Annotated in this window: 34 protein-coding genes; 17 read left to right on the top strand and 17 right to left on the bottom strand. The window is 62.0% G+C overall.

Features of this window, described 5'->3' with window-relative positions; translation table 11 throughout:
- Nucleotides 1–2: 2 nt before the first annotated feature.
- Complete coding sequence (gene gatB, locus MESCI2_RS0127035; RefSeq protein WP_027039200.1) at nt 3–1,502, bottom strand: Asp-tRNA(Asn)/Glu-tRNA(Gln) amidotransferase subunit GatB; 1,500 nt, start codon at nt 1,500–1,502, stop codon at nt 3–5.
- A gap of 296 nt (nt 1,503–1,798) precedes the next feature.
- Between gatB and MESCI2_RS0127030 the strand changes: the two genes are divergently transcribed.
- Complete coding sequence (locus MESCI2_RS0127030) at nt 1,799–2,056, top strand: YjhX family toxin (RefSeq protein ID WP_027039199.1); 258 nt, start codon at nt 1,799–1,801, stop codon at nt 2,054–2,056.
- A 48-nt stretch (nt 2,057–2,104) separates the two neighbouring features.
- On the opposite strand, the gene MESCI2_RS0127025 is transcribed toward MESCI2_RS0127030, so the two are convergent.
- The gene (locus MESCI2_RS0127025; RefSeq protein ID WP_027039198.1) at nt 2,105–2,536 is read right to left on the bottom strand and encodes a CBS domain-containing protein; all 432 of its coding nucleotides are present in this window, start codon (nt 2,534–2,536) and stop codon (nt 2,105–2,107) included.
- 87 nt (nt 2,537–2,623) lie between these two features.
- Nucleotides 2,624–3,385 (bottom strand): rhomboid family intramembrane serine protease, encoded by a 762-nt coding sequence (locus MESCI2_RS0127020; protein ID WP_027039197.1) that lies wholly within the window; start codon nt 3,383–3,385, stop codon nt 2,624–2,626.
- Nucleotides 3,386–3,774: 389 nt separating this feature from the next.
- Between MESCI2_RS0127020 and MESCI2_RS0127015 the strand changes: the two genes are divergently transcribed.
- The 3 genes from MESCI2_RS0127015 (at nt 3,775) to MESCI2_RS0127005 (ending at nt 6,081) form a co-directional block, all read left to right on the top strand.
- A complete protein-coding gene (locus MESCI2_RS0127015) occupies nt 3,775–4,407 on the top strand; it encodes a PAS domain-containing protein (RefSeq protein WP_027039196.1) in 633 nt (210 codons plus the stop codon).
- A 176-nt stretch (nt 4,408–4,583) separates the two neighbouring features.
- On the top strand, nt 4,584–5,201 hold the full coding sequence (locus MESCI2_RS0127010) for a PilZ domain-containing protein (RefSeq protein WP_023812149.1): 618 nt from the start codon (nt 4,584–4,586) through the stop codon (nt 5,199–5,201).
- A 271-nt stretch (nt 5,202–5,472) separates the two neighbouring features.
- On the top strand, nt 5,473–6,081 hold the full coding sequence (locus MESCI2_RS0127005; RefSeq protein ID WP_027039195.1) for a transglutaminase-like cysteine peptidase: 609 nt from the start codon (nt 5,473–5,475) through the stop codon (nt 6,079–6,081).
- 183 nt (nt 6,082–6,264) lie between these two features.
- Here MESCI2_RS0127005 and MESCI2_RS0127000 read toward each other — a convergent pair whose 3' ends face one another.
- Nucleotides 6,265–6,924: a DUF2726 domain-containing protein gene (locus tag MESCI2_RS0127000; RefSeq protein ID WP_027039194.1), complete on the bottom strand. Its 660-nt coding sequence runs from the start codon at nt 6,922–6,924 to the stop codon at nt 6,265–6,267.
- A 170-nt stretch (nt 6,925–7,094) separates the two neighbouring features.
- On the opposite strand from MESCI2_RS0127000, the gene MESCI2_RS0126995 reads away from it, so the two are divergent.
- A complete protein-coding gene (locus MESCI2_RS0126995; RefSeq protein ID WP_027039193.1) occupies nt 7,095–7,655 on the top strand; it encodes an ankyrin repeat domain-containing protein in 561 nt (186 codons plus the stop codon).
- Nucleotides 7,656–7,699: 44 nt separating this feature from the next.
- Here MESCI2_RS0126995 and MESCI2_RS0126990 read toward each other — a convergent pair whose 3' ends face one another.
- Together MESCI2_RS0126990 and MESCI2_RS0126985 are read right to left on the bottom strand one after the other, a co-directional pair.
- Nucleotides 7,700–8,227, bottom strand: a complete 528-nt coding sequence (locus MESCI2_RS0126990) for a gamma carbonic anhydrase family protein (protein ID WP_027039192.1) — start codon at nt 8,225–8,227, stop codon at nt 7,700–7,702.
- A gap of 19 nt (nt 8,228–8,246) precedes the next feature.
- On the bottom strand, nt 8,247–8,588 hold the full coding sequence (locus MESCI2_RS0126985) for a DUF6949 family protein (RefSeq protein ID WP_032901397.1): 342 nt from the start codon (nt 8,586–8,588) through the stop codon (nt 8,247–8,249).
- A 125-nt stretch (nt 8,589–8,713) separates the two neighbouring features.
- Here MESCI2_RS0126985 and MESCI2_RS0126980 point away from each other — a divergent pair, with 125 nt between their 5' ends.
- Entirely contained in the window at nt 8,714–9,439 is a 726-nt protein-coding gene (locus MESCI2_RS0126980) for a hypothetical protein (protein ID WP_027039190.1), read from the top strand.
- A gap of 63 nt (nt 9,440–9,502) precedes the next feature.
- On the opposite strand, the gene MESCI2_RS0126975 is transcribed toward MESCI2_RS0126980, so the two are convergent.
- The gene (locus MESCI2_RS0126975) at nt 9,503–9,706 is read right to left on the bottom strand and encodes a DUF3126 family protein (RefSeq protein ID WP_013531334.1); all 204 of its coding nucleotides are present in this window, start codon (nt 9,704–9,706) and stop codon (nt 9,503–9,505) included.
- A gap of 151 nt (nt 9,707–9,857) precedes the next feature.
- A complete protein-coding gene (gene cysE, locus MESCI2_RS0126970) occupies nt 9,858–10,706 on the bottom strand; it encodes a serine O-acetyltransferase (RefSeq protein ID WP_013531333.1) in 849 nt (282 codons plus the stop codon).
- Between the two features lie 147 nt (nt 10,707–10,853).
- Between cysE and MESCI2_RS0126965 the strand changes: the two genes are divergently transcribed.
- On the top strand, nt 10,854–11,459 hold the full coding sequence (locus tag MESCI2_RS0126965; protein ID WP_027039189.1) for an HD domain-containing protein: 606 nt from the start codon (nt 10,854–10,856) through the stop codon (nt 11,457–11,459).
- Nucleotides 11,460–11,488: 29 nt separating this feature from the next.
- Here MESCI2_RS0126965 and MESCI2_RS01000000135790 read toward each other — a convergent pair whose 3' ends face one another.
- Nucleotides 11,489–12,394, bottom strand: a complete 906-nt coding sequence (locus MESCI2_RS01000000135790; RefSeq protein WP_050596708.1) for a LysR family transcriptional regulator — start codon at nt 12,392–12,394, stop codon at nt 11,489–11,491.
- 123 nt (nt 12,395–12,517) lie between these two features.
- Here MESCI2_RS01000000135790 and MESCI2_RS0126955 point away from each other — a divergent pair, with 123 nt between their 5' ends.
- The 7 genes from MESCI2_RS0126955 (at nt 12,518) to speB (ending at nt 18,390) form a co-directional block, all read left to right on the top strand.
- A complete protein-coding gene (locus MESCI2_RS0126955; RefSeq protein WP_027039188.1) occupies nt 12,518–13,510 on the top strand; it encodes an ABC transporter substrate-binding protein in 993 nt (330 codons plus the stop codon).
- Between the two features lie 102 nt (nt 13,511–13,612).
- Entirely contained in the window at nt 13,613–14,395 is a 783-nt protein-coding gene (locus MESCI2_RS0126950) for an ABC transporter permease (protein ID WP_027039187.1), read from the top strand.
- 10 nt (nt 14,396–14,405) lie between these two features.
- Nucleotides 14,406–15,176: an ABC transporter ATP-binding protein gene (locus MESCI2_RS0126945; protein WP_027039186.1), complete on the top strand. Its 771-nt coding sequence runs from the start codon at nt 14,406–14,408 to the stop codon at nt 15,174–15,176.
- Nucleotides 15,173–15,928, top strand: coding sequence for an SDR family NAD(P)-dependent oxidoreductase (locus tag MESCI2_RS0126940; RefSeq protein WP_027039185.1), 756 nt, complete (start codon nt 15,173–15,175; stop codon nt 15,926–15,928). Before MESCI2_RS0126945 ends, MESCI2_RS0126940 begins: the two co-directional genes overlap by 4 nt.
- The gene (locus MESCI2_RS0126935) at nt 15,922–16,629 is read left to right on the top strand and encodes an SDR family NAD(P)-dependent oxidoreductase (RefSeq protein ID WP_027039184.1); all 708 of its coding nucleotides are present in this window, start codon (nt 15,922–15,924) and stop codon (nt 16,627–16,629) included. The genes MESCI2_RS0126940 and MESCI2_RS0126935 overlap by 7 nt, the downstream gene beginning before the upstream one ends.
- 12 nt (nt 16,630–16,641) lie before the next feature.
- Nucleotides 16,642–17,412, top strand: a complete 771-nt coding sequence (locus MESCI2_RS0126930) for a creatininase (RefSeq protein ID WP_027039183.1) — start codon at nt 16,642–16,644, stop codon at nt 17,410–17,412.
- 12 nt (nt 17,413–17,424) lie between these two features.
- Entirely contained in the window at nt 17,425–18,390 is a 966-nt protein-coding gene (speB, locus tag MESCI2_RS0126925; protein WP_027039182.1) for an agmatinase, read from the top strand.
- 91 nt (nt 18,391–18,481) lie between these two features.
- On the opposite strand, the gene MESCI2_RS0126920 is transcribed toward speB, so the two are convergent.
- From MESCI2_RS0126920 to MESCI2_RS0126905, 4 genes are all read right to left on the bottom strand, one after another.
- On the bottom strand, nt 18,482–18,781 hold the full coding sequence (locus tag MESCI2_RS0126920; protein WP_155936696.1) for a hypothetical protein: 300 nt from the start codon (nt 18,779–18,781) through the stop codon (nt 18,482–18,484).
- A 98-nt stretch (nt 18,782–18,879) separates the two neighbouring features.
- Nucleotides 18,880–19,647 carry an alpha/beta fold hydrolase gene (locus MESCI2_RS0126915; RefSeq protein ID WP_027039180.1) on the bottom strand — a complete coding sequence of 256 codons (768 nt, stop codon included), beginning with the start codon at nt 19,645–19,647 and terminating at the stop codon, nt 18,880–18,882.
- Nucleotides 19,648–19,667: 20 nt separating this feature from the next.
- A complete protein-coding gene (locus MESCI2_RS0126910; protein WP_027039179.1) occupies nt 19,668–20,228 on the bottom strand; it encodes a DUF192 domain-containing protein in 561 nt (186 codons plus the stop codon).
- Between the two features lie 24 nt (nt 20,229–20,252).
- Nucleotides 20,253–20,849, bottom strand: a complete 597-nt coding sequence (locus tag MESCI2_RS0126905; RefSeq protein WP_032901396.1) for a cold-shock protein — start codon at nt 20,847–20,849, stop codon at nt 20,253–20,255.
- A 215-nt stretch (nt 20,850–21,064) separates the two neighbouring features.
- Here MESCI2_RS0126905 and gloA point away from each other — a divergent pair, with 215 nt between their 5' ends.
- The gene (gene gloA, locus MESCI2_RS0126900) at nt 21,065–21,505 is read left to right on the top strand and encodes a lactoylglutathione lyase (protein WP_027039177.1); all 441 of its coding nucleotides are present in this window, start codon (nt 21,065–21,067) and stop codon (nt 21,503–21,505) included.
- Between the two features lie 113 nt (nt 21,506–21,618).
- On the top strand, nt 21,619–21,903 hold the full coding sequence (locus MESCI2_RS0126895) for a DUF2218 domain-containing protein (RefSeq protein ID WP_027039176.1): 285 nt from the start codon (nt 21,619–21,621) through the stop codon (nt 21,901–21,903).
- A gap of 108 nt (nt 21,904–22,011) precedes the next feature.
- On the opposite strand, the gene MESCI2_RS1000000139350 is transcribed toward MESCI2_RS0126895, so the two are convergent.
- From MESCI2_RS1000000139350 to ilvA, 4 genes are read right to left on the bottom strand one after another with little or no spacing between them, the layout of a single operon-like run.
- On the bottom strand, nt 22,012–22,296 hold the full coding sequence (locus MESCI2_RS1000000139350) for an outer membrane protein (protein ID WP_430981688.1): 285 nt from the start codon (nt 22,294–22,296) through the stop codon (nt 22,012–22,014).
- Complete coding sequence (locus tag MESCI2_RS0126885) at nt 22,296–22,847, bottom strand: outer membrane protein (protein WP_155936695.1); 552 nt, start codon at nt 22,845–22,847, stop codon at nt 22,296–22,298. Before MESCI2_RS0126885 ends, MESCI2_RS1000000139350 begins: the two co-directional genes overlap by 1 nt.
- Nucleotides 22,848–22,872: 25 nt before the next feature.
- Nucleotides 22,873–23,430 carry a DUF1697 domain-containing protein gene (locus MESCI2_RS0126880; RefSeq protein ID WP_027039173.1) on the bottom strand — a complete coding sequence of 186 codons (558 nt, stop codon included), beginning with the start codon at nt 23,428–23,430 and terminating at the stop codon, nt 22,873–22,875.
- Complete coding sequence (gene ilvA / locus MESCI2_RS0126875) at nt 23,427–24,683, bottom strand: threonine ammonia-lyase IlvA (RefSeq protein ID WP_024503866.1); 1,257 nt, start codon at nt 24,681–24,683, stop codon at nt 23,427–23,429. Before ilvA ends, MESCI2_RS0126880 begins: the two co-directional genes overlap by 4 nt.
- Nucleotides 24,684–25,148: 465 nt before the next feature.
- Between ilvA and MESCI2_RS0126870 the strand changes: the two genes are divergently transcribed.
- Nucleotides 25,149–26,222 carry an alpha/beta hydrolase gene (locus MESCI2_RS0126870; RefSeq protein ID WP_027039172.1) on the top strand — a complete coding sequence of 358 codons (1,074 nt, stop codon included), beginning with the start codon at nt 25,149–25,151 and terminating at the stop codon, nt 26,220–26,222.
- The last annotated feature ends 47 nt before the right edge of the window (nt 26,223–26,269 follow it).

Here is a 26,269-nt window from a genome sequence, read left to right as displayed (position 1 = left end):
CGCTACTCGATGCCCAGCTTGGCCTTGACGAGGTCGTTGACGGCTTGCGGGTTGGCCTTGCCGCCGGTCGCCTTCATCACCTGGCCGACGAACCAACCGGCCATGCTCGGCTTGGCGCGTGCCTGTTCGACCTTGTCGGGGTTGGCTGCGATCACCTCGTCGACGGCCTTCTCGATGGCGCCGGTGTCGGTGACCTGCTTCATGCCACGGCTCTCGACCAGTTGGCGCGGGTCGCCGCCCTCATTCCAGACGATCTCGAACAGGTCCTTGGCGATCTTGCCGGAGATGGTGCCGTCCTTGATCAGGTCGATGACCGCCCCGAGTTGATCGGGGGAAACCGGAGCATTTTCAATGTCCTTGCCCGCCTTGTTCAGTTGCCCGAGCAGATCGTTGATGACCCAGTTGGCGGCCAGCTTGCCGTCGCGGCCGGCTGCCACCTTCTCGAAATAGTCGGCGATCGGCTTTTCCGACACCAGGATCGAAGCGTCATAGGTCGAGAGACCCAGCGAGGAGATCAGCCGCGCCTTCTTGTCGTCGGGCAGTTCCGGCAATTCCTTGGCCAGCGCATCGACATAGGCCTGGTCGAATTCCAGCGGCAAGAGGTCCGGATCGGGGAAATAGCGGTAATCATGCGCCTCTTCCTTGGAGCGCATTGAGCGCGTCTCGCCCTTGACGGCGTCGAACAGCCGCGTCTCCTGGTCGATCTTGCCGCCATCCTCGAGGATGGCGATCTGCCTGCGCGCCTCGTAGTCGATGGCCTGGCCGATGAAGCGGATCGAGTTGACGTTCTTGATCTCGCAGCGCGTGCCGAACTCGCCGCCCGGCCTGCGCACCGAAACGTTGACGTCGGCGCGCATCGAGCCTTCGTCCATATTGCCATCGCAGGTGCCGAGATAGCGCACGATGGTGCGCAGCTTGGTGACATAAGCCTTGGCCTCGTCGGCCGAGCGCATGTCCGGCTTGGAGACGATCTCCATCAGCGCCACGCCGGAGCGGTTGAGATCGACATAGGACATGGTCGCATGCTGGTCGTGCATCGACTTGCCGGCATCCTGCTCCAGATGCAGCCGCTCGATGCCGACCTCGATGTCCTCGAATTCGCCCTGGCGGTCCGGGCCGACCGAAACGATCACCGTGCCTTCGCCGACGATCGGCTGCTTGAACTGCGAGATCTGGTAGCCCTGCGGCAGGTCGGGATAAAAGTAGTTCTTCCGATCGAAGACCGACTTGTGGTTGATCTGCGCCTTCAGCCCCAGGCCGGTGCGGATCGCCTGCTTGACGCATTCCTCGTTGATGACCGGCAGCATGCCGGGCATCGCCGCATCGACCAGGCTGACATTGGCGTTGGGCGCCGCGCCGAAGGCGGTCGAGGCGCCCGAAAACAGCTTTGCTTCCGATGTGACCTGCGCATGGACCTCGAGGCCGATGATGATCTCCCAGTCGCCGGTGGCACCGGAAACAAGGCGCTTGGCGTCGGGTGTGCGGGTGTCGATGAGGGACATTGTGGCCTGCGTATTGGAACTCGGATTATGCATTTACGCATATTTTGGTTTGCAACTTCGCTAGTGCAAACCGCTTCGCGAGACAAGCGCCCAAAAAACACAAGCGCAAAGCCACGGACTGGCCTTCTCAGCCGCTTTCGCCTATAGGACGTCCATTCCAATGGAGAGTGGATGTCCACTTACGCTCAGTCCCGGTAAGGCCCTGACCTCCTGGCGAGGCAGGGCAGAAAACCTGAAACCCCGTGCCGCGAAGCTTCGCGGCGGCGGCATTTTTTGTTTTCCCGGAAGACTCTCACATGGATATTTCGCGCACTGAACAGCGCATCCTGCACCTGCTCGCGCAGGGCGGACGCATTGAAATCGAAAAGGACGAGAAGAAGCGGATCGCCTCCGTCAAATGCCTGACCCGCGACGGCTGGCACTATCCGGACGTCGATCTCGACATGTTTCGAAAGCTGAAGCGGAAGAAGGCGGTTTCGTCGTCGGATGGCGGACCCTACCGCATCACCCGGCGCGGGCTCAAACTCGTCCGTTCCGAACTCGACAACAGGTAAACCACGGCTCCGCCGGTCGGTTCTCCGGCCGGCGGTTCGCCTCACCGTTCAGGCGGTGGCGATATAGGCCCTGATCTGGTCGGCCTCGCGCTCGACATCCTCGATCCGGCGCTTGACCACGTCACCGATGGACACGATGCCATCGAGCATGCCGTCCTTCTCCACCGGCAGATGGCGGAAGCGGCCTCGGGTCATGATCTCCATCACCTCGTTGACGGTGTGGTTTTCGTTGCAGATCTTCACCTTCGGCGTCATCGCCGAACGCACGGCGATATCGAGCGCGGCTCCACCTTCGCGGGCGACCACCCGCACGATGTCGCGCTCCGACAGGATGCCGACGATCTTGCGATCGCCATTGGTGATGACCAGCGCACCGATCTTGTGCTCTGCCAGGATGCGGATGGCTTCGCTCAGCTTTTCGTTCGGCCCGAGCGTCAACACGTCATGGCCTTTTCTCTCGAGAATTGCCTTCACCGTCATGGCGTCCTCCTCTGCTTTGCCTGCCGGTTCCTGCCCTGACCGGCCTTCACGTAAGAGTGAACATCGTGCGCCGTGATCGGTTGCATTTCAAGTGCGGTGGTCGGTCGTCTCCCACTCGGGCGCCTGCCATCGCCTGTCGAACCAGCGCAGGCCGAAGAAGCCGGCGACAAAGCCGCCAATGTGGGCCTCCCAGGCGATCTGGCCGTCTGCCCCCGGGACAAAACCGAGCAGGCCGGTGGCGAGATTGATGACCATCCACATGGCGAGGAAGATCACGACACCGCGCAAGCGCAATACGAATGCGATCGGCAGGACAGGGCCGGCGAAGGCGGCCTTGCCGGCCGAACGGTCGGTGCGGAAGCCAAAACGCGCCGCAGCCCCCATCATGCCGGAGATCGCGCCGGAAGCGCCAACAAGCGGCGCCTCGCCATAAGGATGCAATGCCCAGAAAAGCGCGACCGAAGCCAACCCGGTTGCGGCGAAGAACAGCGCGAACCACAGCGTTCCCAGACGGTTTGCCAATGGTGAACCAAATGCGGCGAGCCACACCATGTTGATGGCGATATGGGCAAAGCCGCCATGCATGAAGGCGTAGGTGAAGGGCCGCGAAAACAGGAACCAGTCGAAGCCGTATTGCCCGGTGTAGAGAACGGGGATGAAGGCCCCGTCATACAGCAATGTCATCTGCTGGGATTCGCTCAACACATATTGCTGCAACAGATAGACGACGACGCAGATGCCGATCACCGCCAGCACGACGGGCGGCAGGTTGAACACCGGCTCGCGCCGCCGTGGCTCAGGGGCGCCCTCGACAGGGTCGATTTCCGAGGGCGTTACCGGTTCGCTCATTTGAAATTGCACTCAACGCGAGGATTCAGGTTCGAGCATCTAGATCACCGCGGACCGAACCGCAAACCGCGAATCGCCGCGGCGCGAATCAAAAAAAAGCCGTTCAAGGTTTCCCTTGAACGGCTGGTCGAGCCCCCTGCTCCCCTAAAACTCTTGACTGAAGTGCTGCCGATCGTCGCGAAACGACCGCTTCTGGAGTGGTTTTTGTGTGCCACGGGGCTCGCTTCGATGCAACGTAAACCACTTGTTAACCTTAACGGCCCCGACCCGTGAACAAGTGTTAACGACGCTGGCACGCTTCCTGCTCCGCAACGCATGTAGGTCATCGGAGGGCGCCCTTCTGTTCACCGATGGGACATCAGACGACAGATTGCGCGGAGCAGCATAGTATGAACCAGAATGGATCGATCACGCTGTTCCAATATTGGAACCGCCTGCGTGATGGACGCCCTGCCCCGAAGCGTTCGGAGGTCGAACCGGCCGACATCAAGTCGCTGCTGGCCGACACCTTTATCCTGGAACGTGACACGCGCGGACAGGCCGTATTCCGGCTGGCCGGCACGAGGCTTTGCGCCTGCTACGGCCGCGAACTCAAGGGGTTTTCCTTTCCATCGCTGTGGCGTGAGAAGGATCAGCGGCTCGTCTCGCGCCTGATCCATGGCGTCTTCGAGCAGAAGTCGGTCGTGCTGATCAGCTATGAGGGTTTTAGCCGCAACGGGCGCTCCAACAAGTTCGAACTGCTTGCCCTGCCGCTTGACGGCGGCGTCGAAAATCCACGCTGCCTGGGCGTCATCAGCGCCGTGGAGAAACCCTTCTGGCTGGGTGCCGATCCGATCACCGATGCGTTGATCGATTCGATACGCGTCATCGATCCGGAGAAGGAGCTCCTCAACAACCGTCCGGCCATCGATGTTCCCTCGCTCGCTCCCGATGAACTTGGAGCACCCGAGACGATCTCGGCGCTCGGCCGGGCGCGCCGCATCCGCCATCTCGTCGTCTTCGATGGCGGGCGCGAGGAATAGTCCGTTTGCGGCCTGATGCACGTCGCCCAAAACTGCGCGGCTGTTTTGGCACCGCGACCTGCAAAAAGGAAACCCTGGAGCGCCCGCTTTTTCCCTTTGTTAACCCGCTTTGTTGTACTTCTCTGATGAAGTTCCTCGCATCGGCGCGCGGGATGCCAAACGGGGTGTAGGCAGTCATGAGGTCAGCGGCGGTCGACTATGCGCCGTCCCAAGCTGAAAGGCGTAACTTTCAGCGCGTCCGGGTTAAAATCTACGGACGCTTCATGCTGGAAGACCGCACCGAACACCCCTGCCAGGTCGTCGACATGTCACCGGGCAATGTCGCGTTTCGCACCGACCGCATCGGCATGCCCGGCGAAAAAATCATTGCCTACATCGATCATATCGGCCGCATCGAAGGTGTCGTCACCCGCACCTTGCAGGACGGTTTCGCGATGACCGTCATCGCGTCGGATCGCAAGAAGGACAAGCTGGCCGCGCAATTGACCTGGCTCGCCAACAAGCATGAACTCGACCTGCCGGAAGATCGCCGCCACGAGCGCGTCGCGCCGCGCAATCCGACCAGCGTGCTGCAACTCACCGACGGCCGCCAGTACCAGTGCCGAATCATCGACCTTTCGCTCTCCGGCGCCGCGGTCGAGATCGACGTCAAGCCGGCGATTGGCATCCAGGTTATGCTTGGCACCATGCGCGGGCAGGTCGTGCGTCATTTCGAGGACGGCGTCGCCATCGAATTCGCTGTGATCCAGCGCCCCGAAACGCTCGATTCCGAATTCAACACGCCACGCACCTGAGCAGGCCCGACAGCGACACTCCAGGAAACCGGCCCTTGTGGCCGGTTTTTTGTTTTCGACGCCATGACTGGCATGCTTAGGCCACTCTTGGCAGGGCTTGGGAGCCCTCCGCGCGCCGAGATTGGCGCCTCAATATCCAAACGAATTAATACTCAAATGATTCAAATTTTACGTTTATTCTACTGGAGTTTTACTCAATATCTACTTCGGGCTTTTGCGTCAAATAAATCCACATGTGGCAATGTCTCCTTCGAACGGGGAGACTACAACAATGAAGAAAACGAGGGGCAAGCTGTTGCTGGTGGCAATGGCGATGCAGCTTTCCGCTTGGGGATCAGCATATGCCGCGGGACCGGCCTATATGCACACCGGCGGACGCACCACCCAGCCTGTTGGCCACTATGAGTTCTGCCAGCGCAGTCCTGGCGAATGCAGCGAACGGACCCCCAGGGGTGCGCCGGTCGAACTGACCCGCAAACTGTGGGCGACGATCGTCAACATCAACAATTCGGTCAACACCCGCATCAAGCCGCGCACCGATATGGAAAACTACGGTGCCGAGGAATATTGGGCCTATCCGGCCAATGGCTATGGCGATTGCGAGGACTACGCGCTCGAAAAGCGCCGCGAGTTGATGGATGCGGGCGTCCCCGCCGGCAATCTGCTGATGACGGTGGCGCGCCAGCCGAATGGCGATGGCCACGCGGTGCTGACCGTGCGCACGAGCCTTGGAGAATTCATCCTCGACAATCTGGAAACCAAGGTCCTGTCCTGGACGGACACCGACTACACCTATCTCAAGCGCCAGTCGGACCAGAATTCCGGCGTTTGGGTGACGATCAATGACGGCCGCTCCGACGCGGTCGCCAGCGTCCGCTAAAACAGAGATCAAGCGCGCCGCATGAATGCGACCGCTTAAGGAGAAACCCGGTCGAGTCCCCACCCTCCCCGTCCCCAACGACCGGGTGAAAGGAGCCGGCCCCGTCCCCGGGCCGGCTCCGCCATTTCTGGCGGAGACTCGAAAACCAATCAGGTTCCGAGATATCCACATTGCAAAGGCCAGCTATTGCGGCGCCGTGGGCTTATCCACGAGCTTCTCAACCAGTCGCCTGAGTTCCGAAGGTGTCGTGTGGCCGCCGACGATCTCATGGTAACTGATGCCAGCACGTCGCAGGGCTTCCTTTTTGACCGCATCACGTGCTGCTGCTGTGCCTTGGTGATGCGCATGGCCTTGGTATTCGAGCGCATGTCGAGGCAGACAGGCCTCGTCCACAAGAAGAAGGTCCACTCGTTTCGAGTTGATGCAGCTGTAGGCGTCCGCGTTCGCGCTGCGCAAAATTTCGCCCAGTGACACTTGGGCCATCACCTGCCATCCCGGATTACAGCTGATCACCATGCGATCAAGTTCCTTGAAGACGCGCACTTCACTCCTGTTGAGGAGCGGTTGAATAGTGAAGCTCGCACCCATGACAATCCGCAACTGGTCAGCAGGATCAGTTGGTTTCGGTGGCGCGGAAACAGGCTTCGGGGCAACCCATAGGCCGCTAAGGATGTCGCCCCCTCTGCGCTCTCTCGCCCAGCGCCTGCGGTTGCTCTCCCTCCATGCCTGCCTCCGTTTCCTCGATAGGAGACGTTCCAAGGCCATGCCAATGAAGACGCCAGCTAACAGAATGCAAATTAGCGAAAGAATTTGCTGCGTTTGCTCACTAAGCTGGAATGGCATGCCGGAAAGCTACCTCCGCGATGCAGATCATTATTCAGCGATGACTTATATCAGCAATCCGTGAAATGGTGTGCGCATCGTCGACCTGCTAGACGCATCGGACGACCGCCTTTCCACACGCAGGGGATCGGGGCATATAGGCCGATGGTTTCGCCTTCTGGATCACAGCGATGTCGGAAGTCCCGGAAGATCGATGCGAGCGCCATCGCCTGTTCAAGGCTATCGACGATGCCTTCAAGGCCGGCGACTTCGAGGGCCTCGGCATGGCGTTGGGCGGCTCTTCCCGCTGGTTCGACGAACGCATGCCGTTCGAGCTCGGCCTCGGGCATCCGCTGGAATATGCGATCTATTGGAGTCCCGTCGGCTTCATCTCGACCTTGCTGGGTGCCGGCTCGGATCCGAATTATCAGGATCACGGCGGGTTTCCGTCCATCATTGCGGCGCTGTCCACCGACCGGGCCGACAGGCTGGACATAGTGCGGGCATTGATCGAAGGCGGTGCTGACCCCAACATGCGGGGTGTGAACGATTGGACGCCGCTTCACTATTCGGTGGCAATCGGCAGTGTCGATGCGATCCGCCTGCTTTTGGCGGCGGGCGCCGACCCGGCGCTCGAAACCCGCATCGATGACTACAGGACAGCCATCGAGGAAGCCGAGATTGCTGGCTTTGAAGCCGGTGCTTCATTGCTGCGCGATGCGACGGCCGGGCGCGGCTCTGACAGACAGTGAGTTGGGGCACTACGAAACCACCGCCAGCAAATGCCGGGCTGGCCTCAGACCTTCTTCAACCCCGCCTTGAAGCGCTTGCCGTTGGCGACATAGTGCGCCGCCGAGCCGCGCAACCTGGCCACGGCCGCGTCGTCCAGCTCCCTGATCGCCTTGGCGGGCGAACCGACGATCAGCGAATTGTCCGGGAATTCCTTGCCTTCGGTGACCAGCGCACCGGCGCCGACCAGGCAATTCCTGCCGATTTTCGCGCCGTTCAGCACGATGGCACCCATGCCGATCAGGCTGTTGTCGCCGATCGTGCAGCCATGCAGCAAGGCGCGGTGGCCGATCGTGCAGCCTTCCCCGATCGTCAGCGGGAAACCGGGATCGGTGTGCATGACCGTATGTTCCTGCACGTTGGTGTCGGCGCCGATGACGATGGGCTCATTGTCGCCACGGATGACGGCGCCGAACCAGAAGCCGGCATTGCGTCCGACCCTGACGTCGCCGATCAGCGTCGCATCGGGTGCGATCCAGTTCGAGTCCGCATCGGCGAAGCTGGGCTCTGTTCCATCGATCGCATAAAGCGGCATTTCTGGTCTCCGAATCGTCTCAAGCGGGCAGCTCGGACCCTAGGAGACGGACCGTCCACGAGGCAATGGCAAGCACGACGACGCCAAGCGCCAAGGTCCACGCAATTGCCGTGCAGCCGCAGGACATCAGCGCCAACCTTGAAATGCGGCGCTGACGCCGGGCATCGATGGCATCGTTGACCAGCATGAAGGGTCCGGCACAGGCCGTGGCGAGGAGCGAGCGCAAGACATGTGACGGCGACACATAGGGTTCGGTGAAGGCGACCTTGCGGCCCGACGCCAGTTCCATGGCCGATCCGGCCAGCCCGCAGGCCGTCAACCCGACGACAAAAGCAAAGAGTGTGAGTTCCAGTGGTCCCATCTTAACTTTCCATTTACCATGAAATTGCACAGTCGTTCCATGCAGGCTGCAAGAGCCGTGCCGTGCGATGTGTGCCGCCCAGGGACACTGGAGGCGGACGGGCCGCCCGGGATCCGAGGACTGAGATGAAGCAGGCAGCGCTCGCCAACGAACTTACCGTGGTCGATTCCACGCTGATGAAGCGGGTGCTCTACGGGTTCGCGGCGCTCGCCCTGTTGTCGGTGGCGATCAGCCTTGGCGGCAAATGGTTCGGCCACTCGATCGCCATGGCCGGATACACCGACGACGCAACGGTCCACCAGGTGGTGATCGGCAACAATGTCATCGCTGTCCCGGCCAACGCCATCCGTTTCGCCCAGGCCCGGCGCGACGGCATCGCCTCGCGGCTCGACCTCTATTTGCGCTATCCCCAGATGGACGGCTACAGCGAGGCCGCGCGTGACGATTTCAACCACACGGGCACAGTCAAGAACATCGTCTTCCTGTCCTTCGAACAGCAGATGATGTCGCGTGACATGAGTGGCCGCTTCACGCCGATCTACAGCGCGTTGATCACCCGACCCGGCATTGCCGGGCCTGGCGGCACGATGATCTATGGTTTCAACGAGAAATCAGGCTATCTGAACGAGGTGCTGGTTGTCGGCAATCGCCCCGGCAAGGAGCCGTTCGTGGCCCGTTGCCTGAGCGGGCCGAGTGCCGAGCAATCGCTGGCGCCTTGCGAGCGCGACATTCAGGTCGGCGACGAACTCAGCCTCACCTATCGCTTCCCAAGGGAGCTTTTGGGCGATTGGCAGGCGCTCGACGCGGCAATCGTCACTGAAGCCGGGCGCGTTCTGAAGGCGGGACGCTAAGAACGCTTCAAGGGAACCGGCTGGCCGGCCGCATGGAGCCGACCGACCGCAAGATTTGCTGGCTCAGGCCAGATCGATGTCGAGAATCGCCATCGAAAAATTGTAGTCGCCGTCGTCCTCGTCCTTGAAGACGATGCCGAGGAATTCGTCGCCGACATAGACCTCGGCCGAATCGTCCTTGCGCGGCCGCGCCTTGACCTCGAGCTTGGGGTTCTGGAAGACGCGCTTGAAATAGGCGTCCAGCTTTCTGATTTCGTCCGGCTTCAACAGTCTTCTCCGATCATCGGGCTTGCTCGTTCGAACGCGCTTCTGGCACGTCGACAATGGCGATGTAAAGGCAAGCGGCCTGATAAGGCGAGACAACCGCCCGCTCCTGCCCGCGGCCGGAATCCGGCAGCAGACGACGGCGCCGTGAAAATCAGATGTCGAAACTGACGACCTGATCCATCGTCTGCGACGGCAGAAGCTGGTCCATCTGGCGCGACGGCTGATCACAGCCGGTCTCACCGACGACACGGGCCGGCACGCCGGCAACCGTCTTGTTGTGCGGCACTGGCGACAGCACCACCGAGCCGGCCGCTATCTTCGAGCAATGGCCGATTTCGATGTTACCGAGGATCTTGGCGCCGGCACCGATCAGCACGCCGTAGCGGATCTTGGGGTGGCGGTCGCCGCCGGCCTTGCCGGTGCCGCCCAGCGTCACGCCATGCAGGATCGACACATCGTCCTCGATGACCGCGGTCTCGCCGACCACGAGGCCGGTGGCGTGGTCGATGAAGATACCCTTGCCGATGCGGGCGGCCGGGTTGATGTCGGTCTGGAAGACCGAGGACGAGCGGCTCTGCAGATAGAGCGCGAAATCCTTGCGCCCCTGGTTCCACAGCCAATGCGCCAGCCGATGGGTCTGGATGGCGTGGAAGCCCTTGAAATAGAGCACAGGCATGATGAAGCGGTCGCAGGCCGGATCGCGATCGTAATAGGCCTGGATGTCGACACGCACCGTCGTCGGCCACTCCTTGTCGTCTGCCAGCATGGACTTGAACGTCTGGCGGATGAGATCGGAGCCGATGTCCTGGTGCGCCAGCCGCTCGGCCAGCCGATGAATGACTGCTTCTTCCAGGCTGTCCTGGTTGAGGATGGTCGAATAGAGGAATGCAGCGAGCAGCGGATCGCGGTTGACAGCCTCCATGGCCTCGTCGCGGATCGAACGCCAGATCGGATCGACCGGCTTCAATGCGCTGTGTCGGGAAATGCTGATGCTGTTCATCGCCGTCTCGTCCTGCGTCCTGCCTGGCTTGCCTGTTGTGCTTGCCTGTTGCCTGGCCGCACATATAAGCCAGATGATAGCACGATTGAACTCAATTTTCCTTAGTGCTTTGTCAAATGGATTTGGTTCGCGGGAATTCAAGCAGCCATGGAAAACGAACCCTTGATCGACGACGCGCTGAAAAGCGAGCTCTCAGCGCTCTACCGGGCACAGGGCCGCCACTACCACAACCTTGCCCATATCGAGGCGATGCTGGCACTCGCTGGCGACTATCGAGGATTGCTCGGCGACCCCGAGGCGATCGAAGCGGCGATCTGGTTCCATGATGCCATCTATGACAGCAAGGCCAAGGACAATGAGGCGCAAAGTGCTGCCCTTGCCGAAAAAAAGCTGGCGGGCCGCGCGGATCCTTCACGTCTTGGCCGCATCTCGGCAATGATCGTCGCCACCGCCACGCACCAGGTGCCACCGTTCGACGACGCGACCGCCACACGGGACGCAAGTCTTTTTCTGGATATGGACCTGTCGATCCTGGGAGCCGCGCCGGACGACTTCGCCGCCTATGAGCGCGCCGTGCGGCGCGAGTATCACTGGGTGGAGGAGCCGATGTGGCGAGCCGGACGCAGTGCGGTCTTGAAGAACTTCCTCGCCCGCCCGCACATCTTCCACACGCAAGAGTTTCGCCAGCGCTGCGAACCGCAGGCCAGGGAAAACATGACGCGGTCATTGCAGGCCCTGCAAACCCCTTTGTGATCGTCGCCGGGGCGCGCTTGCATATCGCCCTATCCGGCCACGGGCGTTGCATCGAACAATGCACCGAGAAACGCCTGAACAAGCGAGCGCTGCGCGTCGGTCTTGCGATAGGCGACGCGGTGTATGGAACTGAACGAATAGGCCCTTGGCTTGATGGCCCGCATGTCTCCGGCCGCGACCCAGGGATCGGCAAAATGGCACGGCAGAAAGCCGATGAAATTGCCCGACAGGATCAGCATCAACTGCGCCTCCATGTGAACGACCGATGCACTCGCCCTGGGATGGCCGACAAGGTAGAGGTCGTCGAAATGGCGATAGCTGCGCACCGAGAACCGCGCAGCGTCGACGGCGCCTTGGTCGATCCTTGAATCGGGCATCGCAAAGAGCGGGTGCCGACGGCCGCAATAGAGAAGATGCGGTTCGCCGCAATAGTCGCGATAGACGACCCCAGGCGCTTTCTGCGACAGCGGCCCGATGACAACGTCGCGGCCGCCATCGGCGACTTGTTGCTCGAGTTCGGACGGCGTGCCCACCGAAAGGTCGATGAAGACGTCGGAATCCGGGCCCATGAAGCGGCTGAGGGCGTGCTGGATACCCAGTTCGCCACTGGTGAAGACCCCATCCGACGTGCCGACCCGCAAGCGGCCCGACAGGCTGCCGCTGGCTGCATTGATGCGATGTCCGAAATCGTCAAGGTCGCGGAACAGCTTCTGCGCCGCATCGTAGGTTGCCTGTCCAACCTCGGTCAGGCGGAATTGCTTGCGCCCGCGATGGCAGAGCTGCGCACCGATGCGTTTCTCCAGTTCCGCCAGATGCGTGCTCAGCGTCGGCTGCGACAGGTTGAGCGTGATTTGGGCGGCGGCGAACCCGCCTGAATCGGCCAGCGCCACGAAAACCCGCAGCAGGCGGATGTCGATGTTGTCCAGCCGGCGCATGCCCAGTCCCCCATGATGCCCAGAACGATACATCGATATTATTCGATGTATCGTTCTAAATAAACTCATTTACATCAATGTCAGAAATCGCGAGCCTGTACGGAACAAAATTGGGGAACAATCATGAAACCGTTACTCGGCACCGCCTTGTCCGCAGCCCTGCTGCTCGCCAGTTCGCAGCTCGCCCTCAGCGCCGACCAGATCCGCATCCTGGCGCCGACATGGCTGGGATTTGCGCCTGTCCATATCGCCAGCGACCTTGGCTGCTTCACCGCCAAGGGCCTCGACGTCAGCATCAAGTTCGAGGACGACCTGACCAACGTCATGGCGGCGATGGCGCGCGGCGACATCGAGATGCAGATGCGCTCGGTCGGCGAATATCAGGGCCGCCCGCGCGATGCTTCGACGCCCGGCATCATCATCGGCACGATCGACGAATCCGTCGGCGGCGACGGCGTCATCACGGATGACAAGATCAAGTCGGTTGCCGATCTCAAGGGCAAGGTCGTCGCGGCCGAGCCCAACATTCCTTCGCGCCTGCTGCTGCAGATGGAGCTGAAGCAGGCCGGCCTGTCGCTGAAGGATCTTCAGATCAAGGACATCGCGACAGCCGATACGGGCGCGGTTTTCGTCGATGAATCGATCGCCGCGATCGCGACCTACGAACCGTTCATGTCGCAGGCGCTGAAGGCCTCGACCCGCACCGGTGCCCGCATGCTGATCTCGTCCAAGGATCATCGCGGCATCATCATCGACGCGATCATCGCCCGCAACGACGACTTCAAGGCGAGCCCCGACAAATACGCAAAATTCCTCGGCTGCATCTACGAGGCGGTCGACTTCATCAAGGCCGAGCCGGAAAAATTCGCCGACATGGCGTCCAAGCATTTCGGCCTGACGCCTGCCGAAGTGACCGACATCGTCAACTCCAGCCTGTCCTACACGACGCTTGCAGAATCCCTGGCCTATATGGGCAAGCCGGGAGAAAAAGGCACGCTGCACGGGATATTCGACACGGTGATGGATCTTAACCTGGAGAACGGTGCCGCCGACAACAGGCTGGTGGCGGCCGACCAGATCGACAATTCGGCGATCAACAAGATTCCGGCGAAATAGCGGTTCGCACGGCCGGGCCGGCAGCCTCTTGGCGGCTGTCGGCAGGGTTATTCCGGCTCGCGCCGGTGACGGCCGTTCTTTCGATCATCCGGGGATAGTGATTTGTTCAGCAGCCTGTTTGTCTTCCGCGGTCGCGCATCGCCGATGCTGGAGTTTGCCGTCAGTGTCGCCGCGGCTGTGCTCGTCGTTGCCCTGTGGGAGCTGGCGGCGCGCGCGGGCATCATTGCGCCGCAGTTCCTGCCGTCGCCGAGCCGCGTCGTCATCGCGCTGTGGACGATGCTGACCGAGCAGAACCTGCTCTGGCACGTCGCGGTCTCGACCACCCGTGTCTGGATCGCGTTCCTGCTTGCCGCCGTCATGGCGGTCCCGATCGGCATCATGATGAGCAGCTACCGGATCGTCGGCGCCGCCCTCGAGCCGATGATCGATTTCATCCGCTATCTGCCGGTCCCCGCACTGGTGCCGCTGTCCATTATCTGGTTCGGCGTCGGCGAGGAGACCAAGATCTTCCTGCTCTGGCTGGGCACGTTCTTCCAGCTCGTTCTGCTTGTCGCCGACGACATGCGGCGCGTGCCGCAGGAGTTCGTCGAGGTCGCCCGCACCGTCGGCGCCAATTCGAGGCAGGTCATGATCGACGTCGCCCTGCGCTGGATGGGGCCGACGCTGCTCGACAATCTGCGCATCACGCTTGGCTGGTGCTGGACCTATCTGATCATCGCCGAGATCGTCGCCGCCGATTCCGGCATCGGCTATGTGATCTGGACGGCCCGGCGCTTCGTCAAGACACCGGAGGTCATGGCCGGCGTCGTCGTCATCGGCCTGATCGGCCTTGTCACCGACCAGCTTTTGCGCCTGCTTCACCGCCGGCTGTTCCGGTATCTGTGAGGAGCATGACATGACCGGATATGTTCAATTCGTCGGCACGGCCAAGTCCTTCGGCCCCGTCGATGTGGTGCGAAAGACCAGCCTTGGCCTCGACCGCAATTCGCTGGTCGTCTTCCTCGGCCCGTCGGGCTGCGGCAAGACCACCCTGATGCGCATGGTCGGCGGCCTCGACGAACCGAGTTCGGGCTCGATCCTGCTTGGCGGGGAAAAGGTCGTCAGGCCGGACCGTCGGCGCGGCATGGTGTTCCAGTCCTATTCGTCGTTTCCCTGGCTGACGGTCAAAAACAACATCGCTTTCGGCATGCGCTACAGGAAGGACCTCGGCGCCACCGAAAGAGCCGAGCGTATCAGCCACTATCTCAAGCTGTTCGGGCTCGCCGACTTTGCCGACTCCTATCCAAACCGTATCTCTGGAGGCATGCGCCAGCGCGTGGCCATAGCCCGCACGCTCGCCGCGGGCTCGGACGTGCTGTTGATGGACGAGCCCTTCGGCGCCCTCGACGCGCTGACGCGCGAGCGGCTTCAGGTCGAGCTGCGGCAGATCCAGATCCGCGAGGAAAAGACCATCATCTTCGTCACCCACGACGTGGAAGAGGCGGTGTTCCTCGCCGACCGGATCATCCTGTTCTCGCGCCGTCCGGCTTCGATCGTCGCCGATATCGATGTTGCGGCAGAGCTTGGTCCGGACCGGCCGCTGGAGATCCGGGAAACCCAGAAATTCTTCGAGCTGCGCAACAAGGTCCTGCATCTGATCCGCAACGAAACGGGAGTGGCCGTATGAGCCTCTCCTTTTGCGGAAAGACCGTCGTGATCACCGGGGCCAGCCGCGGCATCGGGCTCGGCATCGCCAAGGGCTTCGCCCAGGCCGGCGCCAGCCTGCACCTTATTGCCAACGACGCGGCCGTGCATGAACGGGCCCATGACTTGGGCGCCACCGGCACGGAGGCCGACATCGCCGACCGCGAGGCGGTCGGGGCGGCACTCGAACCGATCTCCCGGATCGACGTGCTCATCAACAATGCCGGCCTCGAGCTGATGACGCCGATCACTGACAGCAGCGACGAGGCCGAAGCCGCCTTCCGGCGCATCATCGAGATCAACATCATCGGCACGGCGCTGGTCACCGCGCGCGCCTTGCCGCGCATGCAGGCCGGCGCTTCGATCATCAACACCGCATCGATCTGGGGCCGCGTCGCCGAAGCGCGGTTCGGCGCCTATGTCGCCTCCAAGCACGCCATCATCGGCCTGACGAAAACCTGGGCCAAGGAACTTGGATCGAGAGGCATCCGCGTCAATGCAGTCTGTCCCGGATGGGTCCGCACGGAGGCATCGATGCGCTCGCTTGGCCGCATGGCCGAACAAGGCGCGGTCAGCGAAGCAGCGTTGCTTGAAGACATCGTCGGCGCGCAGGCCCTGCCTGGCCTGATGGAGCCGGCCGACATGGCCGGCACCTATCTGTTCCTGGCGTCGGATCTCGCGGCCAACATCACCGGGCAGTCGCTCGGCGTCGATAGGGGAGAAGTGCCTTGGTAACGCCACTGCACGGAAAACGCGCGCTGGTCACCGGTGCGGCCAGCGGCATCGGCCGCGCGACCGCGCTCGCCTTGCGGGACGCCGGAGCCATTGTTCTCGGGTTCGATCTCAAGGCATCGGACGGCGATATCCCGATCCTTGCCTGCGACCTTGCCAATGAGGCCGACATCATTGCCGCGGTCAGGCAAGGCGCGCAACGGATCGGCGGCTACGACATCCTGGTCAACAATGCCGGCATCCTCCAGGAAGCACCGCTTGAGGCGATTTCGCTCGACCATGTCGATCGCATGTTCGCCGTCAATGTGCGCGGCGCCATAATCGTGGCGCGGGAAGTCCTGCCGCACCTTCCCGATGGCGGCCGCATCGTCAACATCGCCTCCGAGCTCGCCTATCTCGGCCGGTCGAACGCATCGGTCTATTGCGCGACCAAGGCGGCATTGCTCGGCCTGACCCGCTCCTGGGCGCGAGAGCTTGCCCCTCGCATCCTGGTCAACGCCGTGGCGCCGGGGCCGACAGACACGCCGCTTCTCGGTTTCGAGGCGCTGAGCGAGAGCCAGCGCGCGCTTGAGACGACACACCCGCTGGGGCGGATCGGCCGTCCGGATGAGATCGCGTCCGCGGTGGTTTTCCTCGCCGGCCCCGGCGCCACCTTCTTCACCGGACAATGCCTGGGCGCCAATGGTGGCGCGGCGATGCTTTGAAATGGGATGATCATGAAAGACCGAGTTTTCCTCGCTGAACTGCCATGGCCCGAAGCCGAGAAAAGGATCGCCGCCGGCGCTCCTATCTTCCTGCCGCTCGGCTCGACCGAGCAGCATGGCCACCACATGGCGATGAATGTCGATGTCGTGCTTCCCACCGCCATCGCCGAGACGGTGGCGAAGCAGGTCGGCGGCCTCGTCGTTCCAACCATCGCTTACGGCAACCGCTCGCAGCCGAGAACAGGCGGCGGTCCGGCCTTCCCCGGCACGATCAACATCACGGCGCATACGTTTTCGCTGCTGGTCAAGGATGTGATCTGCGATCTCTATCGCCAGAAGGTCCGGCGCATCGTTGTCCTCAACGGCCACTACGAGAACATCGGCCCGTCGATCGAAGGCATCGAACTGGCGCTCGACGCCATCGGCCGCGAGCGTGCGGCGGATCTGACGATCCTGCGCATCGATCATTGGGAAATGGTGCGCACAGAGACGCTGGCGAAAGTGTTCCCCGACGGTTATCCCGGCATCGAGCTGGAACATGCGAGCGTCATCGAAACCTCGATGATGCTGGCGCTGCGTCCCGAGCTCGTCGACCTCGGCAAGGCGCTGCATGACGGCCCCGCGCAGTTCAGGCCATATGACCGCTATCCCAAGCCCGCCGAGGAAGTGCCGCCATCCGGCGTGCTGTCGCTGACCGAGGGCTCATCGGCCGAAAAGGGCCGATGGTTGCTCGACGACTGCGAGACCCGCATTGCGGAAATTGTCAAACGCGAATTCTTCTGAGGTGCCGACACCATGAGCAGCAATTTCTTCCAGCCGATCGACGCCTCCGCCGTGCCTCGCTTCGCCGGACTTTCGACCTTCATGAGACTGCCGGCCGTGGCAAGCGCGGACGGGCTCGACATCGCTCTCGTCGGCATACCGTGGGACGGCGGCACCACCAATCGAGCCGGTGCGCGGCATGGCCCGCGCGAGATCCGCAACCAGTCGAGCCTGATGCGGCGCGCCCATCACGTCTCGGGGACCGAGCCGTTCAGCATCGCCAATGTCGCCGATGTCGGCGATCTTTCGGTCAATCCGATCAACCTGCTGGACGGGCTGAAGCGCATCGAGGACGGCATCGCGGCGATCGTGGCATTGGGCGCCATTCCGCTTGCAGCGGGCGGCGATCATCTGACGACGTTACCGGTGCTGCGCGCCGTGGCCTGCAAGGCGCCCGTCGGCATGATCCATTTCGACGCGCATTCCGACACCAATGACCGTTATTTCGGCGACAATCCCTATACGCATGGCACGCCCTTCCGCCGCGCCATCGAAGAGGGACTGCTCGATCCCAAGCGCGTCGTCCAGATCGGCATCCGCGGCTCGATCTATGAACCCGGCGAACATGACTGGGCGATCGCCCAGGGCATCCGCATCATCTACATGGAGGAGTTCGTCAGGCGCGGCGCGGCCAGCGTCATGGAAGAGGCGCGCGGCATCGCCGGAAACAATCCTGTTTATGTCACCTTCGATATAGACTGCATCGACCCGTCGATGGCGCCTGGGACCGGAACGCCTGAACTTGGCGGCTTCACCACCCGGGAGGCCCAGGAAATGGTCCGCCTGCTCGACGGATTGACCATTGTCGGTGCCGACGTCGTGGAGGTGGCGCCGCCTTTCGACCTGGGTGGAATGACGGCGCTCGCCGGCGCGACGATGATGTTCGAGCTGCTGTGCGTCATGGCGAAGTCGGTTCAAGCAGCGAGAGCGCCAGACTGAGCGCAAGCGTCAAGGCCGCCTGACGCGTCGCCGCCAGGCAATGCTCAAACCAGGACCATCGCGAACCGCGGCAAGCCGGGATCGCGAGAAATCACGTGAACGCCCCTATTGTCGATGCCAGCATCGCCAGAATGGCTAGGCCCGCCATTACCGACAGCCCGTTGAGGATGATCCCCAGAACGCCAAGCGCGCGGCTGTCGTTCGAACGCACCAGCGCCATCACGCCGAAAACCGCGCCGGCGATGTGCGCCAGCGGAGCGGCGAGCAGAAACACCGCCATGAAGAAACCGGTGGCGATGTTCTGCGCAAGTGTCGAGGCGTCGCTCGGCATCGCCACCAGGATGGTTATGGCAAGTGCCCCTGCCGCAAACGCCGACAATGCAAATATCACCGAACGTTTGCCGAGTCCGCCTTGCGCGACCGCGCCCGGTACGGCAGTCGTGCTTCGTCCCCATTGTGCCACTGTTGCCCGCTCCCCTCGCCGTCCGCTCAGAGCGGATTTTCGGCATAGAACTCCAGCACGCGCTGCTTGAAGGTCTTGTCCCCGACGGCCAGCATATGGTCACGGCCCTCGATGTGAAAGGCGCTGGCGTGCGGCATTAACGCTGCAAGCTCATCGGGCGAGCCACCAATGTCGTCGGTCGTTCCGACGGCGACCAGCGTCGGCTGGGCGATGCGGGCGATATCCTGCTCGCTCAGCAATTCGCGCGATTTGGCGATGCAAGCGGCCAAGGCGCGGCGATCGCTGCGGGTCTGGTCGGCGAAGGCGCGAAACGACCGGCCGCGCGGATGGCTGGTCGCGGCCGGATCATCGGCAAGCAGAGCGGCTGCGATGGGATCCCAATCGCCGACACCATCGATCATGCCGATACCGAGACCGCCGAAGACCAGCGTCGCCACCTTGTCCGGATCGGACAGCGCCATGAACGCCGCGATGCGGGCGCCCATCGAATAGCCCATGACATGGGCGCGCTCGATGCCTAGATGGCCGAGCAAGGCAGCGGCATCGGAAGCCATCTTGACCGGCGTGTAGTCGGCCTCCTCATAGCTCTTCGACGACGAGCCGTGGCCGCGATTGTCGAAGGCGATGGCGCGGTAGCCGGCATCGTTCAGCGTCTTGAACCAGCCGGGCGATACCCAGTTGACATAATGGCTCGAGGCGAAGCCATGGATCATCAGCACCGGATCGCCCTCGCCCGATGCCGGCTGGCGGTCGAGGAAGGCAAGCTCGAAGCCGTCATGGGTGAAAGACTGCATCTGCGATCCCGCCTGTGTGCTCAACCGCCACCGCCATTTGGCGAATCGCCGTTGTCGGCTGGTGGCATGCCGGGGCCGGATACCGTGCCCACGGCCGGATGGCGCAAAAGGTCGCCATACTCGATGCCGTTCCTGGCGGCAGTGCCGGCCTTGAGCTCGAGCACGAAGCGCACCGGTACACCGGGCGAAATGACGGCGTCCGATTGCGGCTCGCCGTGCTTGACCGCCCGGATCTTGCCGTCCTGGCCGACGAAAATCAGATCAAGCGGCATTGGCGTGTTATGCATCCAGAAGCCGACCTGCTGCTGGACCTCGAAGACGAACAGCATGCCGTGGTTGTCCGCCATGTCCTGGCGGTACATCAAGCCGGCCTCGCGCTCGGCGGCGGTGTCGGCGACTTCGATGGAAAAAGAGCGATCACCGCCTTTCGTCACCACGACCAGTGGCGTCGGATCGGCCGGAAGGATCATCGCCTGGCTGTCCGCCGAGGTCGGCTTTTCGGAATAGAAGTAACCACCGGCGGCGGCCATGACGGCAATCGCGCACATCGCGCCCGCGGTCAGCCAGTTCCTGTAAGCCATTCGAAATCCTCGGCCGGAAACGCCCTAGTGCGAGACCGGCAAGGTCCCCATATCGGGGTGAATTTCGGCGGCCATAAGGCCTTTGTCGCCGCGCCCGAAACGAACCAGCACGACCTGTCCGGGCCGAAGCTCGGTGATACCGTAACGGCGCAAGGTCTCCATATGGACGAAGATGTCCTCGGTGCCCTCGCCACGGGTGAGAAAACCAAACCCCTTGGTGCGGTTGAACCATTTCACCAGGGCGCGTTCGAGACCGCTCTCCGGCGTCACCGCGACATGGGTGCGCTGCTCCTGCATCTCGGCCGGGTGGACCGCGGTGGTGACGTCCATGGAGAGCACCCGGAAGGCCTGCAATCCGCGGTCGCCATGTTTGACGAGGCAAACCACACGTGCGCCCTCCAGGGCCGTCTGGAAGCCGTCCCTTCGAAGACATGTCACATGGAGGAGGATATCGCCGGAGATGCCGTCATCCGGCAAAATGAAACCATAGCCCTTGGCCACGTCGAACCACTTGATGGCGCCGGCTATTTCGAGCAAGTCCGCGGCATCGCCGCCTTCGTCACGCTGCAAGGCGTCGCCGAGGGGTCCGTCCCGCCCCGTCAAAGAGGCCTTTTCCCCCATAAGAATGCCCCCTTTTTTCAAGAACACCGCAACTGATTCTTGCTAACAGATTAACACCGCGGCTTCCCGTGTGTGCAAGACCTGCCGTGCCTTTTTTCACGGTTCATTGGAGCAATACCGGATTTGTTCTTTGCCGGCATTGCGCACCGCCGCACGATTGCCCTTTGGCAAGGCCGACCCTATGTTGCGCCGCAACGCAATTACGAGGAAATCACATGCGCTATCTGCACACCATGATCCGCGTCGCCGACGTCGATGCCTCGCTCGACTTCTACTGCAACAAGCTCGGCCTCAAGGAAGTGCGCCGCTACGAAAACGAGCAAGGCCGCTTCACGCTGATCTTCCTCGCGGCCTCCGAAGACGAGCAAAGCGGCATCGCCGACAAGGCACCGCTGGTCGAACTGACCTACAATTGGGATCCGGAGGACTACAAGGGCGGGCGCAATTTCGGCCACCTCGCTTATGAGGTCGACGACATCTACGCCACCTGCCAGCATCTGATGGACAATGGCGTCATCATCAACCGGCCGCCGCGCGACGGCAACATGGCTTTCGTCAAGTCGCCGGACGGCATCTCGATCGAGCTTCTGCAGAAAGGCCCGGCCAAGGCCAAGGCGGAGCCCTGGGCTTCGATGGCGAACACCGGAAGCTGGTAAGCAATCACGCTATCTTGAGCAGATAATGCTCGACTGACATGCCTGGCACCGTTTGGTTTTTCCGGAACGGTGCCTACCTGTCCGGCTAAACAGGCGCTTGCCCAGGAGAGTTCATGCCGACCAGCCATGCCGACGTTACCACCGAACATGCCAGCCGCTACCTGCAGCAGCTGTGCAAGCACTGGGCACACAAATTCCCGGTCGAGTTCGATCCCACCCATGGCACCATCGATCTTTCGATGGGCCGTACCGTCATGGATGCCGATGCGGCGACGCTGCATATCACGGTGTCGACTGACGAAGCAGGGTCGATCGAGCGCCTGGAAAGCGTTGTCGCCGATCACATCAAGCGCTTTGCTTTCCGCGAAGAACTGACCTTTGACTGGAAACCAGTCTGATCTGCTATCAGCCGGACACCGGAAGCTGCCGGCAACCGGAGGCGCCAGAAAAAATGATGGCGCCGCCTGGTCGCGACGCCATCTGAACTACATCGGAACGGCCGATCATCAGAACTTGTAGTTCAGTCCGATCTTTATCGTGTGGGCGTCGATCTTCACCTTCGCCTCGTCACCATCGAGGTCGCTCAAACCAACCTTGCCGAAATCGAAGTACTGATATTCCAGCTTGGTGGTCCATTTGTCGGAAACGGCCCATTCGACACCGCCACCGACCGTGTATCCGAAACGGCCGCCGCTTTTCGACGCATTGCTGTCCGGATCGGGATCGCCGCCGTCGAGGTCGCCGTAGCTTACTTTGTAATGCGTGGCCGCCGCGCCGCCCTTTGCATAGATCAGCAGTCGTCGGCGGCATAGCCCAAGCGTGCAGTCAGGTCGCCATAGACGCCCAGCTTCGTCGATCCGAAATTGTCGGGACTTTCGACGACGAAATTATCACCACGAATCCCGAGATAGCCGAGATCGGCTTCGACACCGTATACGAACGCACCAGACTGCCAGTTGTAGCCAGCCTGGACCCCGCCGAGAAAGCCATCGGTACTGACGTCGAAGGTCTGGCCGGCGTCTTCCTCGAAGAAATTGCTGCTCGGATCAACTGCATCAGCACTTCCCCAGCCATAGCCGGCGTTGATACCGACATAACCACCGGACCAGTTGAAACCCGCCGGTACCTCGGTCATGACCGCATCGGCCGCGAACGATGCGCCGCAGGCAGAGATCAAGAAAGTGGACGCAATAATTAGACGTTTCATCGAAATCCCCCAAGAATAGATTGGGAGATTACCACGGTGCGGGTTATCTCGGCAGCCCAGCAAATCAGACAGCCACAAATTGTTGCAGAAAAAACACAGTGGCTTGACCCAGGAACAATACTCGCCGACCGGCAAGGCTGCACTTTAAATCGAAAGCAAGTCAGGGCACACGGGCCATCTCCAGCAGCGCCTGCACGGAGCGCCAATTGCGCGCGGTGCCCGGTACTTTCAGCGTGCGCGGGATCAGCCCGGCAAACACCGATTTGCCCAGCCCGTCCGGTGCGCTGAGGTAGAGCACATCGCCCTTGATCTCGAAGCGTTCGGGGCCGGTGCACTTTTCGGTCAGCCGCGCCACCTCGTCCGCTGTCGGCTCGCGCTCCAGCACATAGGCGTGCAGCTTCGTATGGTCCGCGGCAACTTCCGGGTAAGGGTTTTCGTTCACCAGCCGCTCGAACCAGGAGAGATCGCGCACCATGATGCGCGAATGGAACCCCCATTTCTTCTCGAAGGCTGCTTCGAGCTGTGTCGCCAGTGCCGCCGCGTCGCCCTTCTTCGCCCGGAACACGGCATTGCCGCTCTGCACGTAGGTGGCGACGTCGGAAAAGCCGAGATCCTCGAAGAACGACTGCAGCTCCGCCATCTTGACGATGCGGTTGCCGCCGACATTGATGCCGGAAAACAGCGCGACGAAGATTTTTCCTGCCTCCTTGCCGCTCATATGATGAACCCGGCCAGTGTCTCGTTGTCGGTGATGTCCTGATACTGGACGCCCTCGGCCTCGAACTTCGCCTTGAGCAGATCGAAATTGCGACGATCCCTGGTTTCGATGCCGATCAGCACCGAACCGAAATTGCGCGCCGATTTCTTCAGATATTCGAAACGGGCGATGTCGTCGTCGGGCCCGAGCAGTTCGAGGAAGTCTCGCAGCGCGCCTGGCCGCTGCGGAAAGCGGATGATGAAGTATTTCTTCAACCCCTCGAAGCGCAACGCCCGTTCCTTGACGTCCGGCAGCCGCTCGAAATCGAAATTGCCGCCCGAAACCACGGCAACGATGGTCTTGCCCCTGATCTCCTTCTTGGAGAAATCCTTCAGCGCATCGATCGCCAGCGCGCCGGCCGGCTCCAGCACGACGCCTTCGACGTTGAGCATTTCGATCATGGTGGCGCAGAGCCGGTTTTCCGGGATCAGCCGCACTGTGTCGGCCGGAAAATCCTTGAGATGACGCAACGGCTCGCGGCCGATCTCGGCCACCGCGGCGCCATCGACGAAATTGTCGACCTTGGCGAGCTTGAGCCGTTTCCCCGCCGCGAGGCTCTCGCGCAGGCTCGGCGCGCCTGCCGGTTCGCAGAAGACGAAGCGTGCTTCCCTGCCCTGATCGGCGAAATAGTGGGTGACGCCCGCGGCAAGGCCGCCACCGCCGACCGGCAGCATGACGATATCGGGCATGCGGGCGCCCGGCATCTGGTCTGCGATCTCGTAGGCGACGGTTGCCTGGCCCTCGATGATGTCCTTGTGATCGAAGGGCGGCACCATATGGGCGCCGGAACTGTCGGTGAATTCCAGGGCCGCGCGATAGCAGTCGTCGAAGAAATCGCCGACCAGCCTGATCTCGATGAAATCGCCGCCGAACAGCCTGGTCTTGTCGATCTTCTGCTGCGGCGTCGTCACCGGCATGAACACGACGCCTCGCCTGCCGAAATGGCGGCAGACGAAAGCAAAGCCCTGCGCGTGGTTGCCGGCGGACGCGCAGACGAACAGTTCTGCCTCGTTGCCGGCCGCCAATGTCTTGCGGAAGAAATTGAAAGCGCCGCGGATCTTGTAGGAGCGGACCGGCGACAGATCCTCGCGCTTCAACAGCACCCGCGCACCGGTCTTTTTCGACAGATAGTCGTTTTCCTGCAGCGGCGTTTCAGGGAAGATCTGGCGGATCGCGGCGGCAGCGGCAGCAACGCGGGAAGAGAAACTGTTCATCGGAAACCACCTTTGGGGAAAACCACCTTGCGTTGCACGCTGTCCGCGGACCTCTATCATTGATCGGGTCGTGCACGTCCAATTGTTGAGCGCCTGACAAGGTGCGGCGCAAGCTCGCCTATTGCATATCCGGCTACGTGGCGCCATCGTCCATCATGTGCGCCCTTCCCAAGTGGAAATTTTGCGGAATATTTTCAGCTACTTGTGGGTACATTCTCATGCCCTTGGCACCGGGCGGCTTGAAATCGCTATCTCTGCGGGAATTGGAAGGCCGGCGGCGACGCCGCTCATTGCGCGGATCACGCAGGCGTTTTCCGCCATTTGGGCTTTCGCGCAACACTACGATGGCCGCAGCGGGGCGCCGATCACATTTCGAATGGACATGACTTAGTTCTGCCGCACTCTGGCTGTCCGGAGGTGTCGCGGGGGTAGACAGGCCTTTCGGCCGGAGTTGGAATTTCAGGCGTGCCTTTGAAGAAGATTTTTACCGTTGTCCTGGCCTTGTTGGTCGCCGGCTGCGCCGGCCAGCAAACACAGGAATTGCTGGGCAGCGCCATGGTGTCCGCGCCGGTGACGGAGATCGCCGGCAACCACTCGATCTTCATCGCCACGACGCGCAAGAAATCCGATGATCCCAACAAGGTTTTCGACGGCGAACGCTCGGCGACGCTGAACTATGCCCGCGTCAACGTCACCGTTCCGGGGCTTCACAAGACAGGTCAGATCGAGCGCCGCTCGCGCGGCAAGTCGGATGACCCGGCCAAGTATTTCATGGCTTCCGAGGTCGTCGGCTACGACACGCAGCCGAAATTCTCCAGCGCGCTCAACGCCGACATCGCGGCGCGTGGCGGCCGCGTCATGGTCTTCGTGCATGGCTACAACACCGGCTTCGATGCCGCCGTCTATCGCCTGACCCAGATCGTCCATGATTCCGGCTATCCCGGCACGCCCGTGCTGTTTTCCTGGGCATCGGGCGCCAGGACCACCGACTACGTCTATGACAAGGAAAGCGCCAGCGCTGCCCGCGACCAGCTGGAAGTGACGCTCAGAATGCTGGAGCAGTCCGGCGCGCGGCGCATCGACATCGTCGCGCATTCGCTCGGAACCTGGGTCACCATGGAAACGCTGCGGCAGATGGCCATCACCGGCGACCGCGATCTCGGCGGCAAGCTCGGCGACGTGGTGCTGGCTTCGCCCGACATCGATGTCGACGTGTTCAAGAGCCAGATGCGGCGCTATGGCAAGCCCGACAAGCCGTTCATCCTGCTGTTGTCGGACGACGACCGCGCGCTGCGGCTCTCCGGCCTGATCGCCGGATCCCGGCCGCGCGTCGGCGACTACAAGGATGCCGCCGATCTCGCCTCCTATGGCGTGTCGGTCGTCGACCTGTCCAAGGTCAAGGGATCGGACAGCTTCAACCATACGAAGTTCGCCGACAATCCGACGCTGGTGAAGATGATCGGCCAGCGGCTGCGCGAGGATGACGGCTTTGCCAGCGACCGTGACGTGACAGACCGCATCAGCCTGCTTGGCCAATAGGTGCGGTCCCGCGGTTTTCGTCGTGCCTGCCCGGCATCGCGGACGTG

The sequence above is a fragment of the Mesorhizobium ciceri WSM4083 genome (assembly GCF_000519305.1).
In the GTDB taxonomy this organism is placed as follows: domain Bacteria; phylum Pseudomonadota; class Alphaproteobacteria; order Rhizobiales; family Rhizobiaceae; genus Mesorhizobium; species Mesorhizobium ciceri_B.
Note: the sequence above shows the minus strand (reverse complement) of the source record. Positions and strands in the feature narration are given on the sequence as shown.

Bases quoted from the DNA above. Each gene is read 5' to 3' on its own strand.
- gatB (WP_027039200.1), bottom strand. From the start codon at position 1,502: ATGTCCCTCATCGACACCCGCACACCCGACGCCAAGCGCCTTGTTTCC.
- MESCI2_RS0127030 (WP_027039199.1), top strand. From the start codon at position 1,799: ATGGATATTTCGCGCACTGAACAGCGCATCCTGCACCTGCTCGCGCAG.
- MESCI2_RS0127025 (WP_027039198.1), bottom strand. From the start codon at position 2,536: ATGACGGTGAAGGCAATTCTCGAGAGAAAAGGCCATGACGTGTTGACG.
- MESCI2_RS0127020 (WP_027039197.1), bottom strand. From the start codon at position 3,385: ATGAGCGAACCGGTAACGCCCTCGGAAATCGACCCTGTCGAGGGCGCC.
- MESCI2_RS0127015 (WP_027039196.1), top strand. From the start codon at position 3,775: ATGAACCAGAATGGATCGATCACGCTGTTCCAATATTGGAACCGCCTG.
- MESCI2_RS0127010 (WP_023812149.1), top strand. From the start codon at position 4,584: ATGAGGTCAGCGGCGGTCGACTATGCGCCGTCCCAAGCTGAAAGGCGT.
- MESCI2_RS0127005 (WP_027039195.1), top strand. From the start codon at position 5,473: ATGAAGAAAACGAGGGGCAAGCTGTTGCTGGTGGCAATGGCGATGCAG.
- MESCI2_RS0127000 (WP_027039194.1), bottom strand. From the start codon at position 6,924: ATGCCATTCCAGCTTAGTGAGCAAACGCAGCAAATTCTTTCGCTAATT.
- MESCI2_RS0126995 (WP_027039193.1), top strand. From the start codon at position 7,095: ATGTCGGAAGTCCCGGAAGATCGATGCGAGCGCCATCGCCTGTTCAAG.
- MESCI2_RS0126990 (WP_027039192.1), bottom strand. From the start codon at position 8,227: ATGCCGCTTTATGCGATCGATGGAACAGAGCCCAGCTTCGCCGATGCG.
- MESCI2_RS0126985 (WP_032901397.1), bottom strand. From the start codon at position 8,588: ATGGGACCACTGGAACTCACACTCTTTGCTTTTGTCGTCGGGTTGACG.
- MESCI2_RS0126980 (WP_027039190.1), top strand. From the start codon at position 8,714: ATGAAGCAGGCAGCGCTCGCCAACGAACTTACCGTGGTCGATTCCACG.
- cysE (WP_013531333.1), bottom strand. From the start codon at position 10,706: ATGAACAGCATCAGCATTTCCCGACACAGCGCATTGAAGCCGGTCGAT.
- MESCI2_RS0126965 (WP_027039189.1), top strand. From the start codon at position 10,854: ATGGAAAACGAACCCTTGATCGACGACGCGCTGAAAAGCGAGCTCTCA.
- MESCI2_RS01000000135790 (WP_050596708.1), bottom strand. From the start codon at position 12,394: ATGCGCCGGCTGGACAACATCGACATCCGCCTGCTGCGGGTTTTCGTG.
- MESCI2_RS0126955 (WP_027039188.1), top strand. From the start codon at position 12,518: ATGAAACCGTTACTCGGCACCGCCTTGTCCGCAGCCCTGCTGCTCGCC.
- MESCI2_RS0126945 (WP_027039186.1), top strand. From the start codon at position 14,406: ATGACCGGATATGTTCAATTCGTCGGCACGGCCAAGTCCTTCGGCCCC.
- MESCI2_RS0126940 (WP_027039185.1), top strand. From the start codon at position 15,173: ATGAGCCTCTCCTTTTGCGGAAAGACCGTCGTGATCACCGGGGCCAGC.
- MESCI2_RS0126930 (WP_027039183.1), top strand. From the start codon at position 16,642: ATGAAAGACCGAGTTTTCCTCGCTGAACTGCCATGGCCCGAAGCCGAG.
- speB (WP_027039182.1), top strand. From the start codon at position 17,425: ATGAGCAGCAATTTCTTCCAGCCGATCGACGCCTCCGCCGTGCCTCGC.
- MESCI2_RS0126915 (WP_027039180.1), bottom strand. From the start codon at position 19,647: ATGCAGTCTTTCACCCATGACGGCTTCGAGCTTGCCTTCCTCGACCGC.
- MESCI2_RS0126910 (WP_027039179.1), bottom strand. From the start codon at position 20,228: ATGGCTTACAGGAACTGGCTGACCGCGGGCGCGATGTGCGCGATTGCC.
- MESCI2_RS0126905 (WP_032901396.1), bottom strand. From the start codon at position 20,849: ATGGGGGAAAAGGCCTCTTTGACGGGGCGGGACGGACCCCTCGGCGAC.
- gloA (WP_027039177.1), top strand. From the start codon at position 21,065: ATGCGCTATCTGCACACCATGATCCGCGTCGCCGACGTCGATGCCTCG.
- MESCI2_RS0126895 (WP_027039176.1), top strand. From the start codon at position 21,619: ATGCCGACCAGCCATGCCGACGTTACCACCGAACATGCCAGCCGCTAC.
- MESCI2_RS0126880 (WP_027039173.1), bottom strand. From the start codon at position 23,430: ATGAGCGGCAAGGAGGCAGGAAAAATCTTCGTCGCGCTGTTTTCCGGC.
- ilvA (WP_024503866.1), bottom strand. From the start codon at position 24,683: ATGAACAGTTTCTCTTCCCGCGTTGCTGCCGCTGCCGCCGCGATCCGC.